Source organism: Thermosyntropha lipolytica DSM 11003 (assembly GCF_900129805.1).
Taxonomy (GTDB): Bacteria; Bacillota; Syntrophomonadia; order Syntrophomonadales; family Syntrophomonadaceae; genus Thermosyntropha; species Thermosyntropha lipolytica.
In genome coordinates this window covers 23,782-41,188 of the sequence record NZ_FQWY01000014.1, presented here as the reverse complement: position 1 = coordinate 41,188, position 17,407 = coordinate 23,782, and the positions used below count along the sequence as shown (strand labels likewise).

Annotated in this window: 17 protein-coding genes and 1 tRNA gene; 9 read left to right on the top strand and 9 right to left on the bottom strand. The window is 42.9% G+C overall.

Annotated elements, in window-relative coordinates:
- Positions 1 to 9 precede the first annotated feature (9 nt).
- The 4 genes from BUB92_RS05395 (at position 10) to BUB92_RS05380 (ending at position 2,665) form a co-directional block, all read left to right on the top strand.
- On the top strand, positions 10 to 285 hold the full coding sequence (locus BUB92_RS05395) for a hypothetical protein (RefSeq protein ID WP_073091133.1): 276 nt from the start codon (positions 10 to 12) through the stop codon (positions 283 to 285).
- A gap of 139 nt (positions 286 to 424) precedes the next feature.
- The gene (locus tag BUB92_RS05390) at positions 425 to 1,381 is read left to right on the top strand and encodes an HD-GYP domain-containing protein (protein ID WP_073091130.1); all 957 of its coding nucleotides are present in this window, start codon (positions 425 to 427) and stop codon (positions 1,379 to 1,381) included.
- A 160-nt stretch (positions 1,382 to 1,541) separates the two neighbouring features.
- Positions 1,542 to 1,618 (top strand) — tRNA-Pro (locus BUB92_RS05385).
- 240 nt (positions 1,619 to 1,858) lie between these two features.
- On the top strand, positions 1,859 to 2,665 hold the full coding sequence (locus tag BUB92_RS05380; protein ID WP_073091127.1) for an enoyl-CoA hydratase/isomerase family protein: 807 nt from the start codon (positions 1,859 to 1,861) through the stop codon (positions 2,663 to 2,665).
- A gap of 35 nt (positions 2,666 to 2,700) precedes the next feature.
- Here BUB92_RS05380 and hydF read toward each other — a convergent pair whose 3' ends face one another.
- The 8 genes from hydF to BUB92_RS05340 form a co-directional block, all read right to left on the bottom strand.
- Positions 2,701 to 3,900 carry a [FeFe] hydrogenase H-cluster maturation GTPase HydF gene (gene hydF / locus BUB92_RS05375; RefSeq protein WP_073091124.1) on the bottom strand — a complete coding sequence of 400 codons (1,200 nt, stop codon included), beginning with the start codon at positions 3,898 to 3,900 and terminating at the stop codon, positions 2,701 to 2,703.
- Positions 3,901 to 3,903: 3 nt separating this feature from the next.
- Positions 3,904 to 4,959 carry a [FeFe] hydrogenase H-cluster radical SAM maturase HydE gene (gene hydE / locus BUB92_RS05370; protein ID WP_073091121.1) on the bottom strand — a complete coding sequence of 352 codons (1,056 nt, stop codon included), beginning with the start codon at positions 4,957 to 4,959 and terminating at the stop codon, positions 3,904 to 3,906.
- Positions 4,946 to 5,245: a hypothetical protein gene (locus BUB92_RS05365; RefSeq protein ID WP_073091119.1), complete on the bottom strand. Its 300-nt coding sequence runs from the start codon at positions 5,243 to 5,245 to the stop codon at positions 4,946 to 4,948. Before BUB92_RS05365 ends, hydE begins: the two co-directional genes overlap by 14 nt.
- A gap of 20 nt (positions 5,246 to 5,265) precedes the next feature.
- Positions 5,266 to 6,735, bottom strand: a complete 1,470-nt coding sequence (gene hydG, locus BUB92_RS05360; RefSeq protein WP_143156873.1) for a [FeFe] hydrogenase H-cluster radical SAM maturase HydG — start codon at positions 6,733 to 6,735, stop codon at positions 5,266 to 5,268.
- Positions 6,736 to 6,891: 156 nt separating this feature from the next.
- Positions 6,892 to 7,140 (bottom strand): TM1266 family iron-only hydrogenase system putative regulator, encoded by a 249-nt coding sequence (locus BUB92_RS05355; RefSeq protein ID WP_073091116.1) that lies wholly within the window; start codon positions 7,138 to 7,140, stop codon positions 6,892 to 6,894.
- Positions 7,141 to 7,288: 148 nt separating this feature from the next.
- Complete coding sequence (locus BUB92_RS05350) at positions 7,289 to 9,013, bottom strand: NADH-dependent [FeFe] hydrogenase, group A6 (protein WP_143156874.1); 1,725 nt, start codon at positions 9,011 to 9,013, stop codon at positions 7,289 to 7,291.
- Between the two features lie 33 nt (positions 9,014 to 9,046).
- Positions 9,047 to 10,270: an NADH-quinone oxidoreductase subunit NuoF gene (nuoF, locus tag BUB92_RS05345; RefSeq protein WP_073091112.1), complete on the bottom strand. Its 1,224-nt coding sequence runs from the start codon at positions 10,268 to 10,270 to the stop codon at positions 9,047 to 9,049.
- Positions 10,271 to 10,330: 60 nt separating this feature from the next.
- Entirely contained in the window at positions 10,331 to 10,777 is a 447-nt protein-coding gene (locus BUB92_RS05340; RefSeq protein ID WP_073091109.1) for an NADH-quinone oxidoreductase subunit NuoE family protein, read from the bottom strand.
- Between the two features lie 340 nt (positions 10,778 to 11,117).
- Between BUB92_RS05340 and BUB92_RS05335 the strand changes: the two genes are divergently transcribed.
- The 3 genes from BUB92_RS05335 to BUB92_RS05325 all read left to right on the top strand — a co-directional run bounded on the left by BUB92_RS05335 (position 11,118) and on the right by BUB92_RS05325 (position 15,457).
- Positions 11,118 to 12,710 (top strand): aldehyde dehydrogenase family protein, encoded by a 1,593-nt coding sequence (locus tag BUB92_RS05335; RefSeq protein WP_073091107.1) that lies wholly within the window; start codon positions 11,118 to 11,120, stop codon positions 12,708 to 12,710.
- Between the two features lie 126 nt (positions 12,711 to 12,836).
- Entirely contained in the window at positions 12,837 to 13,652 is an 816-nt protein-coding gene (locus BUB92_RS05330; RefSeq protein ID WP_073091105.1) for a sulfite exporter TauE/SafE family protein, read from the top strand.
- 35 nt (positions 13,653 to 13,687) lie between these two features.
- Entirely contained in the window at positions 13,688 to 15,457 is a 1,770-nt protein-coding gene (locus BUB92_RS05325; protein ID WP_073091102.1) for a hypothetical protein, read from the top strand.
- Between the two features lie 48 nt (positions 15,458 to 15,505).
- Here the strand turns inward: BUB92_RS05325 and BUB92_RS05320 are convergent, their stop codons facing one another.
- Positions 15,506 to 16,666 carry an ATP-binding protein gene (locus BUB92_RS05320; RefSeq protein WP_073091099.1) on the bottom strand — a complete coding sequence of 387 codons (1,161 nt, stop codon included), beginning with the start codon at positions 16,664 to 16,666 and terminating at the stop codon, positions 15,506 to 15,508.
- Between the two features lie 120 nt (positions 16,667 to 16,786).
- Between BUB92_RS05320 and BUB92_RS05315 the strand changes: the two genes are divergently transcribed.
- On the top strand, positions 16,787 to 17,086 hold the full coding sequence (locus tag BUB92_RS05315) for a carboxymuconolactone decarboxylase family protein (protein WP_073091096.1): 300 nt from the start codon (positions 16,787 to 16,789) through the stop codon (positions 17,084 to 17,086).
- 76 nt (positions 17,087 to 17,162) lie between these two features.
- A complete protein-coding gene (locus BUB92_RS05310) occupies positions 17,163 to 17,351 on the top strand; it encodes an alpha/beta-type small acid-soluble spore protein (RefSeq protein ID WP_242939007.1) in 189 nt (62 codons plus the stop codon).
- The last annotated feature ends 56 nt before the right edge of the window (positions 17,352 to 17,407 follow it).

Here is a 17,407-nt window from a genome sequence, read left to right as displayed (position 1 = left end):
GGAAGGCTTGTGGATTACCGCCAGGGCAAAATTGTAAGCAAAGAGGAGTTCTTGCAAAACAGCAGCTATGTAAAGGAAGAGTATGAAGGGCTCCTGGTAGGGGCTGATGTGGCAAGCGGTATATATAATATAGGATTAGAAATTGGCGAAAATAAGGTTTTACTGCTGGCCCAGGCTGATGAGGGGAGTGTACACCAGAAATATCATGAATTAGTACCCAGGATAGCGGAAATACAGGATATGTATGCTAAGGAGGCTTGTTTAGAGGTTGATAGGTTATTATAAACTATCAACCTTATTTTTTTAAAACCTTATGCGAAAAATGAAATAAAATGTATAATAAAGTAAGACATTAGATGGAAAATTTGCTAAACTTAAAGCGAAACGGATAAGGGAAAAAGTGAAAATGGGTGGGGGGGTTGGAGTGAAGAGGAGTATTTCACTGCATGATTTGCCGGTAGGGGAGAGTTTAGCCCAGGATGTGTTTGACAGTCAGGGAAGGCTGCTTTTAAAAAGCGGCACGGTTTTAATTGCCGAGCTGAAGGAAGGCCTTTTGCGGAAAGGGATTGAGATGGTATATATTGAAGTTGAAGACCCTGCAAATAAAGATGGTGATAGCAAACCTGACCTGGAGCAGATAGAGAAATTTAAAGCCCATACTGATAATTTTGCCCAGTTTGCAAGGCTATATGATACGCTGCTTTATGAAGTGCGGCGTACGGCTTTAAGAGGTAAATATAACAAGCTTATGCAGGCTAATCTAAAAGATGATGTGATGTTATTTGCCCGCTATTTAATAGAAGATGAACAGGCCAGCCTGCGTTATTATTTGCAGATTAAAAATGCCAAAAAAGATTATGAATATGAATACCATGCTTTAAATACGGCTATATTAAGTATTCTTTTAGGAAAGTGGCTGGGGCTCTCTCTTTATGAAATATGGGAAGTGGGATTAACCGGGTTGCTACATGATATAGGAGAACTGCAGCTTCCGGAAGGAATGCTCAAGAAAAAGGGGCCGTTGAATGCGGAAGAATGGGCTCTGGTAAAGACTCATCCTATTTTAGGTGCGAAAAATCTTTTAAAAACCGACTGGATGCCACCTCGCGTTATAGTGGGGGTTTTAATGCATCATGAAAGACTGGATGGAACAGGATATCCGCAAGGGATTTTAGGGAGTGATATACCTCTTTATCCGCGCATAGTGGCAGTTGCCAGCATATTCAATGCCATGACTACTGACCGTTCCTATGCCAGGGCAGTTGCTATTCCTGCTTCTTTGGAGGAACTAAGAAACAGGTCTTTTGGCCAGCTGGATGCTAAAGTCACCCGCATTTTGTATGATAAAATCCATGCTTTTATGGCCGACCATTCCGGTTAAAGTGGTTTAGGCTGGAGATGGCTATAATAAAGCAGTTGGCTAACAGAAAATAGAACAGCTAGAGGCAGAAAATAAGGGCTAATGAAGAAGGTTTTTAAACTTGGTCTTGCAATAATGTGATTTTTGCGTTAAAATAAATTTTGCGCTGGTTAATAGGTGTCGGGATGTGGCTCAGTTTGGTAGAGCGTCTGGTTCGGGACCAGAAGGTCGCAGGTTCAAATCCTGTCATCCCGACCATTTTTTATGCTTACAATTTGCTGTGTACTTTATAACTCCCCTCCTTACTAGGAGGGGATTGATATTTTCTGGTTTTTAAACTAGGGTTTGGTAATATAAAATTATTTTACCTTACCCAGGGTTTCCCTTTAAGAGCCATCCCTGCCTACGAAATATTTTTGTTTTTTATTTTTTATTCAAGTGATATAATATTTATGATAGTATTTTCCAGGATATTTTTATTTGGGGGGATAGAAGGGAATGGCCTATAATTGGAAAACGGTTAAGCTGGAAGTAAAGGAAAATGGGATCGGAATTATGACTTTTAACCGGCCAGAAGCGCTTAATGCTTTTAATTATGAGCTGGTTACGGAAGTGCCGGAAGCCTGTAAAGCGGTAAGGGAAAATGATGATATCCAGGTGTTGATTATAACGGGAGCTGGGCCGGGCTGGTCGGCAGGAGGAGATATTTCGATTCTGGCAGCTATGGACACCCCGCAAAAGGCGAAGGCTACTTATGATGCTTCTACCGGGCTGGTACAGGCTATATATGAGATTGAAAAGCCGGTTATTGCGGCGGTAAATGGACCAGTAGCCGGGGCAGGTATTGCAGCTATGTTTTCATGTGATATTATTATCGCCGCTGATACAGCTAAATTTGGTTTTAATTTTATCAATATCGGTTTTACCCCGGATAGTGGGGCTTCTTATTTCCTGGTACAGAAGGTAGGGTATCATAAGGCGCTGGAAATTTTATGGTATGGCAAGATAATGGACAGTGCCGAAGCTGAAAAATTAGGCCTGGTAAATTTAGTGGTGCCTGCAGATCAGGTGCTGGCAGAAGCGGAAAAATGGGCAGAAAGGCTTATAAGGAAGCCGCTTTATACGGTGTGGATGGATAAGAAGCTCTTAAGGGCAGCTCTTAAAAATGATTTTTATGCTCAGGCGGAATTAGAAAGCTTAAATCAGATTCTAGCCTGGGCCTCCGATGATTTTAAAGAAGGAACCCGGGCTTTTGTGGAAAAGCGCAGGCCTAATTTCACCGGTAAGATTCTGTGGAGAAAATAGATAAAAGCCTGCTTCATGCAGGCTTTTATCTATTTTTATAACTTATGCACAAGAGGGGCTAAAGCCCGCTCTAAGATGCCGTTGGCATAGGCCAGGAATAGTCCGTAATTGGTGATAGGTACTCCTTTTTCTCGGGCTTTGTTTATTCGACTCAGCATCTGTCTGCGGTTTAGCATACAACCTCCGCAGTGGATTATCAGTTCAAATGAGCTCAAGTTTTCCGGGTATCCGCTGCCGCTGCTCCAGTGGAGGTCCAGTTTGCCTCCGGCTATTTTTTCAAGGAGGCGGGGTATTTTTACCGTACCTATATCATCCTGCTGGCGGTGATGGGTACAGGCTTCAGCGATGAGGATTTTATCCCCCGGCTTTATTTCTTTTAGCTTTTCTATCCCTGCAAGGAGGATTTTTAGGTCTCCTTTATAACGGGCATAGAGTATGGAAAAAGATGTAAGGGGGATAGAAGGGTCGAGTATCCTTTCTACTTCCTTAAAGGCCTGGGAATCGGTAATTACGATGCGCGGAGGATTTTTCAGGCTGGCTAAAGCTTTTGCCAGTTCGGTTTCCTTCACCACCAGGGCCTGGCTATCGTGATCCAGTATATCCCGGATAGTTTGCACCTGAGGAAGGATAAGCCTGCCTTTGGGGGCGGCACTGTCGATGGGGGTTACCAGTATGCACATGTCTCCGGGCTGTAAAAGGTCGCCTATGATGGCTGGTTCCTGGTAGTCAGAAGGAGCTTTAAGGGCTATGAGTTCTTTGAGCTGGTCTATGCCTTCTTTGCTGACAGCGCTTACCAGATGGACTTTTTCTTTTATCTCTTTTTCAATATCAGCAGGGGAAGGGGTCGCCTGATCGATTTTATTTATTACAGGTATAAAGGGGATATTGCGCCGGCGAAATTCCTCTACCAGCTCCAGTTCAAAAGTGCTTATTCCCTGCAGAGGGTCTATGACGAGAAGGGCTAAATCAGTTTTATCAAGGACTTCCCGGGTTTTTTTGATGCGCAAAACCCCCAGCTCTCCTTCATCATCGATTCCCGCGGTATCAATAAGCACACAGGGTCCTAAGGGCAGGATTTCCATAGCTTTATAAACAGGATCAGTAGTAGTCCCTGCTTTATCGGAAACTAAGGCGATGTCCTGCCCGGTAATAGCATTTATAAGGCTTGATTTGCCGGCATTGCGGCGTCCAAATATGGCTATATGCAAGCGGTTAGCTCTTGGGGTTTCCTGCATTTTTTAGCCTCCCTTAACCTGAATCTGGCTTTTCTGCCTTTTGAAGAAGTGGGGAGAATCTCCGTACTGCCATAGGCCTACTTCAAAGCCGCTGTTTTTTATTTCGGCTATGAGCTGGCTAAAAGGAGTATATTTTTTGCCTGCATACAAGGTATAGTGCAGGCGGTTTTCTTCCGGGGTTAGAACCGGCATAACTATATTAGCCCCGGCTTTAAGCCCGTTTTTGAGGCCTTCCGGATGAATGGTCTGCAGAGCAGTAGAAGCGACTATATTGATATCCGGCATTAGTATACGGGCTAAGCTTATCATTTTGAGGCTTGAAGTATAAGGGTCTATTTTTATGTGTTCAATTTCCTTAAAAAGAGGGGTGTCAGGGTGAGGAATATAAGGCCCCATGCCCAGCATATCTATATCCATTTTTATAAAAAATTCCAGGTCAGATAAGAGGTCTTCATAGGTCTGATAGGGAAGTCCGATCATTACACCTGTTCCCACCTGGTAGCCGATCTCTTTAAGCGCATACAGGGCTTCCCGCCTTTTTTCAAAGCTTTGCCCGGGAGGGTGGATACGGGCAAAGAGGCGGGGATTGGAGGTTTCGATGCGCAGAAGGTAGCGGTGAGCCCCGGCGTCATAGAGCTTTTTATACTGATAGTAGTCTAGTTCGCCTACACTTAAAGTTATACCCAGGCCAGGATTTTGCCCCTGGCTGGTCATCTTTTTTATTTCATAAACCAGGTCGGCCAGCCAGTCGATATGAGTGTCGCTTCTTATTTCGCCAGACTGCAGGGCTAATGACTGAAAGCCTTGCTCGTAAGCTAGCAAGGCCAGAGAGATTATTTCTTCCCGGGACAGCTTATAACGCATAACCTTGTGATTGCTTCGGCGAACCCCGCAGTATAAACAGTCCAGGGTGCAAAAATTAGAAAATTCTATAAGACCGCGCAGGTATACCCGGTTGCCTATAGTTTTTTGCCGAATAGAAAAAGCTTCTGTAAAGAGATAGTCCATATCTTCGCTTTTGTCGCTTTTCAAAAAATCCAGTATTTTATCCTGTTCCATGATTAAAACACTCCTTAAGAGCAGCTAACAGCTCTTTTTTATCTTCCGGGCTTATTGCCTCCGGATTGTCAAGTATTATGCCGATATGGGGACTCAGCTGGTATTTCTCCGCATGGAGGCTTAGCCCTTCCTGATTGCCTTTGATAAAAGCCCAGCGTTTACCGTAAATTTTGGCCCACCTGACGGCAAGTCCGGGATATAACCGGCTTATGAGGGTATGGCATTCCTCTACCAGCCTTTCTTCGCTATACAGGTGCTTTTGGGCAAGCAGCCGGGAAAGGTCCATTCTTATCCACCATCCTTTTTTTAAAGGAAGAGGTCTCTTTCTCCCTTTTCTATACGGGTTAGCATTTCTTTGACGGTATTGCGCAGAGCTTCGCTGGGAAGAGCTTCCAACTCTTTTTGAATAAGTTTTTCGCCGACTTTTTTCGTTTCTTCACTGGCATAGTCGAGAAGGTATTCTTTAAATGTCAGTATGGCATTGGGCATACACAGGTGATGGATTTTTCCTTTTTTAGCTATATCCATAAAGTAATTGCCGGTACGTCCACAGCGATAATCGGCGGTGCAGAAAGAGGTTATGCGTCCGCTTTCTGCCATTTCCCTTATGACTTCATCCAGGCTGCGGTTGTCGCCTAATATAAACTGCTGCCGGTCATAGTCGACGGTATCGGTGCTGTAGGCTCCTATGCCGATGTTGGAGCCAGCATCTATTTGGGTAACTCCTACCGGGATAATATCTCTTCTGACTTCCGGGGTTTCCCGGGCGGTCAAAATCATACCGGTATAAGGAACCGAAAGCCTGATTACGGTTACCAGCTTTTTGAAGGTTTTATCATCGACCAGATATTTGCTTTTCCGGGTAAATGGGGTATTGGAAGCTGGTTCCAGACGAGGAAAAGATATAGTATGAGGCCCTACTCCGCCAAACCTTTTTTCCAGGTCGATGGTGTGCATGAGGAGCCCCATAACCTCAAATTTAGGGTCATAAAGGCCAAAAAGAGCCCCTATGCCTACATCATCTACTCCGGCTTCCATAGCCCGGTGCAGGGCATAGAGCCGCCAGCCGTAGTTGGCTTTTATCCCCCGGGGATGAAGTTTTTTGTAAGTTTCATGATGGTAAGTTTCCTGAAATACCTGGAAGGTTCCAATGCCTACATCGCGCAGGATTTCTAAATCTTCTATCGACATGGGGGCAGCATTTACATTGCAGCGTCTGATTTCTCCCCGTCCTTCTTTGGTGCTGTATACGGTTTCCAGGGTTTTAGCTATAAAATGGACATCAGAAAGCGGATGTTCGCCAAAGACTACGATGAGGCGTTTATGCCCTTTGGAAACTAAGGCTCTTACTTCCGCGGCTACTTCTTCCATAGTCAGCTGTTTGCGGATAGATTTGTCGTTTTCCGAGCGGAATCCGCAGTAAACGCAGCTGTTAACACAGTAATTGCTTATATAGAGGGGAGCAAAAAATACTATGCGGCGGCCGTAAACTTTTTCTTTAATTTGCCCGCCTGCTTTATACATCTCTTCCCATAGTTCTTCATCTTCACAGTTTAAAAGGGCAGCTGTTTCTTCCGGCTCTAATCTCTGCAGTTCCAGCGATTTGGCGATTATTTCCCGGATCCTTGACTTATCCGGGTTTTTATTCTTAAGCAGGGTTTCCTGTATAAAACTGTCATCAATAAAATCATGTCCATTTACCAGGTACCTTTCAATCTGTTCCGGCTTTATAACCTGGCTGACCCAGCGATCTATTTCCGCCTTGCTCATAATCATAAAATATACCTCCTTTAGTTTACTGGTTGCTAAAAGGGGCCTTAAAAAGAAACTGCCTGCCCTGATAGAGCAAGCAGCTTAAATCTATTTTAAGCTCCCCTTTAACTCAGAGTTACCTTGCTATCAGGGACGATAATTTTCTTTTTTTACTTCTTGTTATTTATTCCGGGTTAAGGCGCTTTTGACATTAACCCCGGGGATATTGCCCAATTTCCCCGTTAAGGCTCCAATCTGGTCGGTAGTTCCATCTACAATAAGGGATATGACCGAGACTTCTTTTTCTTTATAAGGCACACCCATACGGCCTATTATTATATCTGCATATTCGCTTATGATCCGGTTTACTTCACCGGCCAAGTTGCGGTCTTCAACGACAATACCTATTACTCCTAACCTTTTGTCCATAACAGGCTCCTTTCCTGGCTTAAAAAATATCCTGCTCCTTTAAGGAAGGAGCAGGATATTTTAAAACTTGGGTTAAAGCCTTTCCTGCTCTTCCCTTTAAATCAGCAGACTGCCTCTTTATCAGGAAGCTTGAAGGCGGTTTTGATTTTTATAAATACTTTTTGTTTTTCGGATGATAGTGCGTATGCAAGAGTTCGTGCGATTTATGTCCCAGCGGTTCATGCAGGAATTCATCATAAAGTATTTTAACTTCCGGGTTTTCATGAGATTTACGGATTTCACAGTTTTCATCTTCTACATAGATGGCATCAATACGTACCTGACGCTGAGCATTGGACTTGGTTATAGGCTGTCCGCCGCCACCGATACATCCGCCAGGACATGCCATTATTTCGATGAAGTGGTAAGGAGATTCGCCGGCTCTTACCTGATCCATGAGCTTTCTAGCATTGCTGAGGCCATGAGCAACAGCAACTTTTACCACGGTACCATTAAGGTCGACTTCCGCTTCTTTGATGCCTTCCATACCGCGTACGGCAGTAAAGTTGACATCTTTCAGCTCTTGACCAGTTACTACTTCATAGACGGTACGCAGGGCAGCTTCCATAACCCCACCGGTAGCTCCGAATATTACAGCAGCACCGGTGTATTTGCCCATCCAGGAATCGAAGCTGGAACCTTCCAGTTTGGTAAAGTCGATACCGCTCATTCTAAAGAGCCTGCCGATCTCACGGGTGGTGAGAACCAGGTCAACATCGCGGTAGCCGCTGTCCTGCATTTCTGGACGAGATGCTTCATATTTCTTAGCTGTACACGGCATGATGGATACAGAATAAATTTTAGCAGGATCGATGCCCATCTTTTCTGCCCAGTAGGTCTTTACCAGAGCTCCAAACATCTGCTGTGGAGACTTACAGGTCGAAAGATGGTCTAAAAGATCCGGATAGTAGGTTTCACAGAAGTTAATCCATCCCGGGCTGCAGGAAGTAAACATAGGCAGAACTCCGCCTTCTTTGAGCCGTTTTAAGAGCTCATTACCTTCTTCAATTATGGTAAGGTCGGCTGTAAAGTTGGTGTGCAGAACATAGTCAAATCCAATCTGGCGCAGTCCAGCTACGAAAACATCCATCGGCATTTCACCCGGTTTCATGCCGACTTCTTCAGCTATAGCCAGACGAACAGCTGGTGCGATCTGGGTTACTACTATCTTGTCCGGATCAGCAACTGCGGCCAGGAATTCGTCGATCTGTTCTCTTTCGGTTATAGCTCCTACCGGGCAGGCATGGATACACTGACCGCACATTACGCACGGGCTGTCAATCAGGTCCTTGCCCATGGAAGGAACTACCATAGCATGGTGGCCTCTGTTTTCTATTCCCAGGGCATATACCGACTGGGTTACGCTGCACGCATCAATACAGCGGCGGCAGAGTATACACTTGTCAGGATCTCTGACAATAGAAGGGGTAGAAGTATCTTTGGCCAGCCCTCTGACCTTGTGTTCAAAAGCGTATTCGCGGATAGAGTATTCTTCAGCCAGTTCCTGCAATTCACAGTTCTGGTTTCGGGCACAGGTTAAGCATTCCTGCGGATGGTTGGAAAGTATAAGTTCCAGGATAGTTTTTCTGGCCTCAATAACTTTGGGGCTTCTGGTTTTAACTACCATTCCTTCGGTAACCGGCATCGAACAGGCTGCCTGCAGAAGTCTGTTTCCTTCCACCTCACATACACATACCCTACAGTTTGCTTTTACAGACTGATCGGGATGATAGCAGAGAGTAGGAATTTTAATACCGACTTCTTTAGCTGCCTGCAGGATGGTTGAGCCTTTAGGAACGGAGACTTTAATTCCATCTATAGTAAGGTTAACCATTCCCATTCGTTTCACTCCTTTTGCTCTTCTTTCCTACACTAATTTAGCATGGTAGTCGGCCTTAAAGTGCTGAATAGTAGTAAGTACTGGTGCGGGGGCAGCCTGACCCAGCCCACACAGGCATGAACATGACATAACCCGACCAAGTCTGGATATGGTTTCAATATCTTTTGTAGTTCCTTTGCCGCTGTTGATTTTGCTCATGATTTCATACATTCTGGCAGTACCTTCACGGCAGGGTGCACATTTGCCGCAGGATTCATGTTCGAAGAACTTGGCTATTCTGGTAACTACATCGACGATATCCCGGGTTTCATCAAGCACAAAAACGGCACCTGAACCTAAGGTAGCCCCGATAGCTGCCATGTTGTCAAAAGCAACCGGGGTATCCAGAAGTTCTTCGGGAATAAATGCTCCTGAAGTTCCTCCGATCTGGACGGCTTTGAATTTCTTGCCGCCGGGTATTCCGCCTCCGTATTTATAGATCAGTTCACGGATAGTAGTGTTGGTGGGAACTTCAAAGAAGGTTTTGTTATTGATATCGCCGGTTAAGGTAAATACTTTAGTTCCGGGATAAGAAGGTACGCCAATAGATGCATACCAATCAGCACCTTTTTCTACAATAACGGGGATATTAGCAAAGGTTTCCACATTGTTTACGATGGTAGGTTTGCCCCATAAACCTTCAGAAGGCGGATAAGGAGGCTTAAAGCGAGGTTCTCCCCTCTTACCTTCGATAGATTCGATAAGGGCAGTTTCTTCACCGCATACATAAGCGCCGGCACCGCTTCTTACTTCGATATCGAAATCCTTAAGGAATCCTTTTTCTTTAGCCTGGCTTATAGCTGTATTTAAGATGCCGACCAGATGCGGATATTCACCGCGGCAGTAGATATATCCTTTAGTTGCACCTATGGCATAAGCACAAATAGCCATACCTTCAATCAAGGTATGGGGATCATTTTCCATAATAAGGCGATCTTTATAAGTACCAGGTTCACCTTCATCAGCATTACATACTACATATTTTTGATCGGCCTGAGCCTGATAGGCAAAAGACCATTTTTGACCACAGTTAAATCCAGCTCCCCCACGTCCTCTGAGCTTGGATTTTTTAACTTCTTCTATCAATGTTTCCCTATCCATACTACGGGCTTTTTCTAAAGCTTTATACCCGCCCTGAGCAATATAATCATCTATCTTAAGCGGGTCGATTTTGCCGTAGTTGCGCAGGACAATGCGCATTTCTTCGGCCATGTTTTGCCCTCCCTTCACGATATTAGCTTCGTAGCGATTTGACAGAATAGATAACCGGTGTTATTTGTATTCGGCAAGGATTTCCGGTATTTTGGCAGGACTTACATTGAGATAAGGTTTACCGTTAATAGTGATTACCGGAGTAGCCTGACACTGTCCTACACACTCAGTAAATTCAAGGGCAAAAAGACCGTCCTGAGTGCTTTCTCCCATGCAGATGCCTAATTCCCTCTCCAGTGCTGCTACTACTTCGGCGGCGCCTGCAACGTGACAGGGTGCACTTTCACAAATGCGTATTACATTTTTACCTCTGGGTTTTACTGAGAACATGGAATAGAAAGTTGCTACTCCGTATGCTTCGGATACAGGCAGGTTGAATACTTTAGCTGCTTCCAGGATTGCTTCTTCAGGCAGGTAGCTGAATTCTTTCTGGATGGCATGATATGCTTCGATGATGCCCCCCGGAACGTTGGCATAGCTGGCTATAATTTCCTTATAACCCTTCATCACCTTTCCCCCCCTCGTATGATTTTTTCAGGTAAAAACCAACCCATGCCTCTACATAAAAGATAATACAGTAAATTAAATTGTAAAAGTTTATTACTGTATGAATATATGGGTTATAACAAAATTATAAACCATAATCTTGAGATTTTGAATAAATATTTTTGTTTTATACTGTTTTGAAAATTTGCATCTTTTTAATTTTTGTGGGCGGCTTAAACACCAATTTGCATGTTTTTAACAGATTTTAGAAGACAAGGCTGGTTTTATTTTAAACGCATGAAATGGAAAAGGGAGTCCAAAATAGATAAGAGAGACTACTTAGAAGTAAAGGAGAGATAGCGTGAATACAGATAAATTTTATCCCGAACTTAAAGATATTCCCGATAAGTTCAGAATTAAAGAATTTTCTTTAAATCGTCAGTATTTGGTCAAGGGAAAGCTTTTGACCGGAGATGAGGGAAGTGAAGTTTACTCTCCCGTTAAAATAAAGGAAAATGGTCATATAAAGCAGGTAAAGTTAGGAGAGTATCCACGGCTTAATGCGGAAAAAGCTGCCTTTTGCCTTAAAGCTGCTCTAGATGCCTATAAAGGAGGAACTGGAGCCTGGGCGAGCATGAAGGTGGAAGAGCGCATAAGATGTTGGGCTGATTTTTTAGATAGGGTAAGAGATTTAAGGGAAGATTTTGCCCTCCTTGCTATGTGGGAGATAGCTAAACCATATTCTGCCTGTTTAGATGAGTTTGACCGTACGATGAGGTATATTGAAGATACGATGGCTACTTTATGGGAACTTGATCGCGAAAGCGGCAGGATAATTAGTATCGAAAATTTTATGGCGCAAATCAGAAGGACTCCTCTGGGGGTAGTTTTATGTATGGGACCTTTTAATTACCCTTTAAATGAGACATTTGCTATGCTTGTTCCGGCTCTTATTATGGGAAATTCAGTAATAGTAAAGCCCCCGCGTTATGGAGCTCTCTGTTTAAGCCTTTTTATGCCTGCTTTTGCCCAGTGTTTTCCTGAAGGGGTGATAAATTTTATAAATGGAGAAGGGGAAGAAGTGGTGGGGCCTATAATCAAATCGGGGGAAATATCGGTTTTAGGTTTTATTGGCTCCACCCAGGTAGCAAGGCTTATTATAAATCAGCATCCCCATCCTAATCGCTTGCGAACTATACTGGGACTAGAAGCTAAAAACCCGGCTTTGGTATTAAAAGATGCCGACTTAGAAAAAGCAGCAGGGGAATGTGCCAGAGGGGCGCTGGAATTTAACGGCCAGAGATGTACGGCTTTAAAGCATATCTGGGTGGAGGAGGATATAGCTGAACCGTTTCTTGAACTCCTGTGTGCCAGGGTAGAGGAGATGAAATGCGGAATGCCCTGGGAAGAAGATGTGGTGATAACCCCACTGCCGGAGAAGAACAAAATAGAATGGTTAGGGGAATTGGTGGAAGATGCTCTGCAGAAAGGAGCCCGCATAATAAACCGGGATGGAGGAAAAAGCTTTGCGCAACTTTATTATCCTACGATTCTTTATCCGGTTACCCGGGATATGAAATTATACCATGTTGAACAATTTGGGCCGGTGATACCAGTTTCTTCTTTTAAGGATATAAGCGAGCTTAAAGAATATCTTTTTACTTCTGACTACGGCCAGCAAGCCAGCATATTCAGCAGCCGGGCCGAAAGTGCTATACCCCTTATAGATATTTTGGTACATCAGGTATCAAGGGTTAATCTTAACAGCCAGTGCCGAAGAGGGCCGGACGAACTGCCTTTTACCGGGCGCAAGGATTCAGCTGAAGGAACTCTGTCGGTATATGATGCCTTAAGGGCTTTTTCTATACGTTCCCTGGTGGTAGCTAATGAAAATGGGCGTTCTCTCTTTTTTGACTGTCTTAAAGAAAATACTTCTAACTTTTTGCGGATATAGAATGTCAAGGTTTAGCAATTTATTTTTTTGTAACCTTTTATATACCATATTTATTATAATTTAGATATGAAAACTTTTTTCCGGCATCGAGGCCGGAAATATTTTTTGCTGAGGGAGAAAGAAAAGGTGTCTGGGCTGGTAGTTTTAGTTTTAGGTATTTTGGCTGGTATTATAGGGGCCGTTTTAGGTTTAGGCGGGGGAGTAATCATGCTCCCTGCCTCGCAAATATTTTTGGGGCTTTCTACTCCGGTAGCTATAGGGACCACCCTTTTGGCTATTGTTTTCACTTCCTTTTCGGGAGCCCTTGGGCACTATCGGGCCGGCAATGTAAAGGTAAAAAGCGGCTTATATGTGGCCTTAGGAGGGATAACTGGAGTTCTGGCCGGGTCTTATGTTTTTAAATATTATCTGGCTTCCCGGTTGGCCATATTAGAAAGCATGCTGGGCGTTATTTTTTTTATTATGGCGGTAAAAATGGCCTTAGAAGCTTATGATGCTTTTAAAAATGGAGTTAATGGAGAAGATTATAGGGTAAGGGAACTGCCTTTTTATTACCTGGTTTTACTGGGGATTATTACCGGCAGCCTTACCGGCCTTTTAGGGCTGGGAGGAGGTTTTATTATGGTGCCGGCCATGATGTGGATGTTGGGCTTAAAACCTCAGGAAGCGGCGGCTACCACCCTTCTGGCTATGCTTCCGGTTGCTTTAACCGGAGGCATTATAAAGCTTGGACATGGATTTGTAGATTTAAGGGCAGCCCTTTTGATGGGAACCGGTACGGTTATAGGGGCCCAGATAGGGGTAAAGGTTTCAGGCTATGTGAAAGTTGAAGTTTTTAAAACCTGTTTTGCTTTTATATTCGCTTTCTTGGCTTTTGATTATCTTTCCCCCCTGGTTAATATCCTTTTGGCTTACAGGGGTATTTTCCTTAAGTTTTTTTAAAGTATAGGCGATATATATTTTGAGGTGGTATAGAGGTGAATTTGGGAGCAAGGCTCAGAAACAGCATGTATCATAACCGCAGTTTATGGATTATGCTCTGGCTTTTGATCTTAATCAATGGGCTAACCTTTTTGGCTCTGGCCGGGAGGTTTTCTTATCCCCTCCTTTTGGTATTTATAGGCCTAGGAATTATGGGCATATTTTTTATCCATACTCTGGCTTATGACCGGGAGGCAGAAGCCAGAGAGGTGGAAGTTGAAAATAAGGTACAGGATCTTTTAAGGGAAATAAAACCTCTATGTGAAGAAGCTTTTGCGCGGGAAGTGAAAGAGGTTTTAGAGCCTCTGCTGGATGAGATGCACCAGGAGTTTGAAGAAAACCTGCGCTGGTTCTGGCAGGCCGGGCAGGATTTTTCCCGGGAGGTAGAAAAGCACATAAATGAAATAAGGCCGGTTTTAAAGATAGTGCGCTCCGGGAATGAGGAGAGATATAAGCTTATAAATAAATTAGGAGAAAATGTCGACATGCTGTCCAGCATAACCGGCGAATTAGATATTTTGCCGGTAAGGAACAGTGATGATCTGGAGCGGTTTCTGCAAAATAAGGCTAAAAACTTACAAGATGGGCTGCATAATGAGAAAGAGATTTTCTATGATTATATTTATAAACTGCTAAGAGAGCAGGTTAAAGACCAGCCTGCTGACCAGGATATTACTCAGTATTTTGATGTTTACAAGCTGGTAGAGCAGTTTACCGGGATTTTGCAGAAATCGCTGGAAAACCGGGTGAAAGTTTTTCGGGAGGAAATGGCCGGCGAGCTGGCTGATTACGCTGCTGATCTGGTGGGGAAGATGCAAAAGCTTACCCAGCGCATAATGAATATCCTGGAAGAAATAAATGATAACCTAACCCGTCTTATAGAAAGCGGCAAAAATGAAAGCACCCTGGTTTTAAAGAGATTAAATGAATTAAATCACCAGTCATCATCTTTGCAGGAAAAGGCAGAAGAAATTATGCTTACTCTGGCCTGGCATGATGTGCTTTTAGAACGGAGATGGCAGAAGCTAAAGGAAGAGCTGTATCTTCTAAAAGATAAGATAGGAGCCGATGACAAAGAAGAGCTCTTATCTGGTATAAAACAGATTGTAGAACAGGAAGTTCCAGGCATTTCTTATGCTATAAGTAATCCCCGGCAGGCGGTGTGGTTTAAAAACTTGCTGGAAGCAGAGATTTTATATCAGCTATACCAGGAAAAGAAGCTGTCAGGCATCATAGATAACGGGGCTTATCCTTTGCTCCTTTATGCAGCCGTTCTGGAAGATCTGGTATTGAGCAGTATAAGGATAGGGGAAGAGGGTATCAGACTAAAAAGAGATCTTAAAGAAAAAGTCCAGAAGGAAGATTATGCCGAGCTGTATCAAAGGATAAAACAGATGGTAGAAAATGAGAAAGAAGGGCTTAAGATCTATCTAGAAGATATTTTTCCCCGCATGTTTCATTCCTTTTGCCATAACCCTTATGTAAGAACAGTTCCGGATAATATTGCTTTGGCTGCCTGGTTTTTATTTATAGAGCTGGCCTGTGGTGATAGCAAGGAGAAGGAGGATATATACCTTTTAACTGGATATTTATTGGCCGCCTGGAAATTAAGAAACAGGTATATAGATCCCCTGCAAAATGAACCGCAGGGATTAGAAAATGAAGAAGAAATTGATTATATGCGGTATATATGTTATCGCTCAGTAGCCCTGATTATTGCCAGGGAAATAGAGAGTATAGCCAGGCTGAAGTTTATGGCGTTTTAGGATTAAAGAGGCAGGAGATAAAAAAATCCTGCCTTTTCCTGTTCGCATTTATCCAGGGAGGAGTTTATTTTCTACTTTATTTTCGAGACTGCGCAGCTGGCTTAGGATTTCTTCTTCCCGGTATTCTGCTAGATTGATGTTCTGCAAAAAGTAGATGGTATTTTCGATACGATACTGGCTGTCTCTTATTTCCTGCCAGTATTTTTCTTCTTCATAGATGTTCATGCATTCCTGTAAACTGATGGCTCTTCCGGTTTCCAGATAATTCTTAAAAGCTTCTAAGGTTTTTACCTCCTGGTAGTTGCTGTGGATAAAAGATCTTTCTATTATAGTATTGTAGACATCTAAAGCCCGGTGTGCCTGTTTAAGTCGGTGCTCGATTTCTCTGATTTCCTGCTCGCATTTATTTATGAATTCTTGCTTTATATTTTCCCAGTCTTTAAGGACTTCTTTATAGCGATCACAGGCTTTTTCGTATTCACGGTATCTGATAAAATATATTTTTCGCTCCTGGTGATAGATTTCAGAGCTTTTGGCTTTAGTTTTTTTGCTAAAATTAAAGAAGATAAGGTTTTCTTTATTAACCCCGGTTTTTTCTGGTTTTTGAGGTTTGGAAGGGATATTATCAGGCTTAAAAGGCATTATTTCTTCCTGTTCTAATATGCCTGATCTATTTTCCAGCAGCTTATGCAGAAAGTTGATGTGCCGGTTTAAAATTTCCGTTTCCTTAAGGCTGGCTATACACATATTTATATCTTTCAAAAGCTCTTCTTTGGTTTTATAGGGCTTTTTGCTGTTTTTGCGTGCTTTGTAATAGTCGTGTATTTCTTTATCCATATCCGGGCTTTGTCTGAGATTTTCCAGTATACTTAAATCTTCAGCAGTAATCCTCTCTTCTTCCTTACCTTTGATAAAATAAAAACAGGTATTGGTAAAAGGATAATAATAAGGGCCCAGGTTTTCCAGGTATTCATTGGCAACAAAGTTTTCGATATCTTCGATTATTTTAAGGTTATCTTCCAGAAAAGAGAGCCAGGCTTTTTGACAGGAGGTGGGCTGGGCTTCTTCGCTTAATTTTAGATAATATTCTACCGGTATCTTAAGGGCGGCATTATAGAAATAAAATAATACCTTGGCGGGAGGGTAGCTTTGGAAAATCGAAAAATCCAAGCAGCAGGGATTTTCCTTATTTAAAAAAGTGAAAAACATGATTCATCCTCCTTAATAATCAGGATAATAACAACTATTTTCTATATTTTCCTTAAAATTCCTTTTTATGATTTAAAAATTTTTTAATTTTTTTCTTATTAAGAAAGGAGATGAGTTTTTATGCCGGACAGATTACCCTGGTTTGTAGAAAAATTCAGCCTTTATGATGAGGAATTTTACAGATGTCTAAAAGAAGTTCTGGATAAGGCTATGGCTACTTCGGCTCTGGATGAAAAAACCAAGTACCTTATCGTTCTTGCTCTAGATATAGCCAAGGGGGCAGCAGAAGGGGTAAGGGTTTTAGCGCAAAAAGCCCGGGAAAAAGGAGCTACGGAAGAAGAAATAAAAGAAGTGGTAAGGCTTGCTTATTATGTAAGCGGCATGGAAGTTATAAAGACTTCTTTAGCAGCTTTTGAATAACCTTACTTAAATTGGCAGGCAAAAAGCCTCTGCTTAAAGGGAATATATATATTAAGAAGAACTTTAGGCGGAGGTGTTGTTTATTCCGAATAAAAAGAAGAAGGTTTTAAGCGAGAAGGATTTGCTCAAGATAGAGATAGCCAAAGAATTAGGCCTGTGGGAACAAATAGAAAGGGAAGGCTGGGATTCCTTAAGCAATGCAGCCTGTGGAAGGATAGGAGGGATCATGAGCAAACGGTTGAGGCATAAAAAGAAAGAAGAATGAAAGGTTTAGGAAGAGAGTCAGCGAGCGGCTCTCTTTTTCTGCTATAATAAATTAAT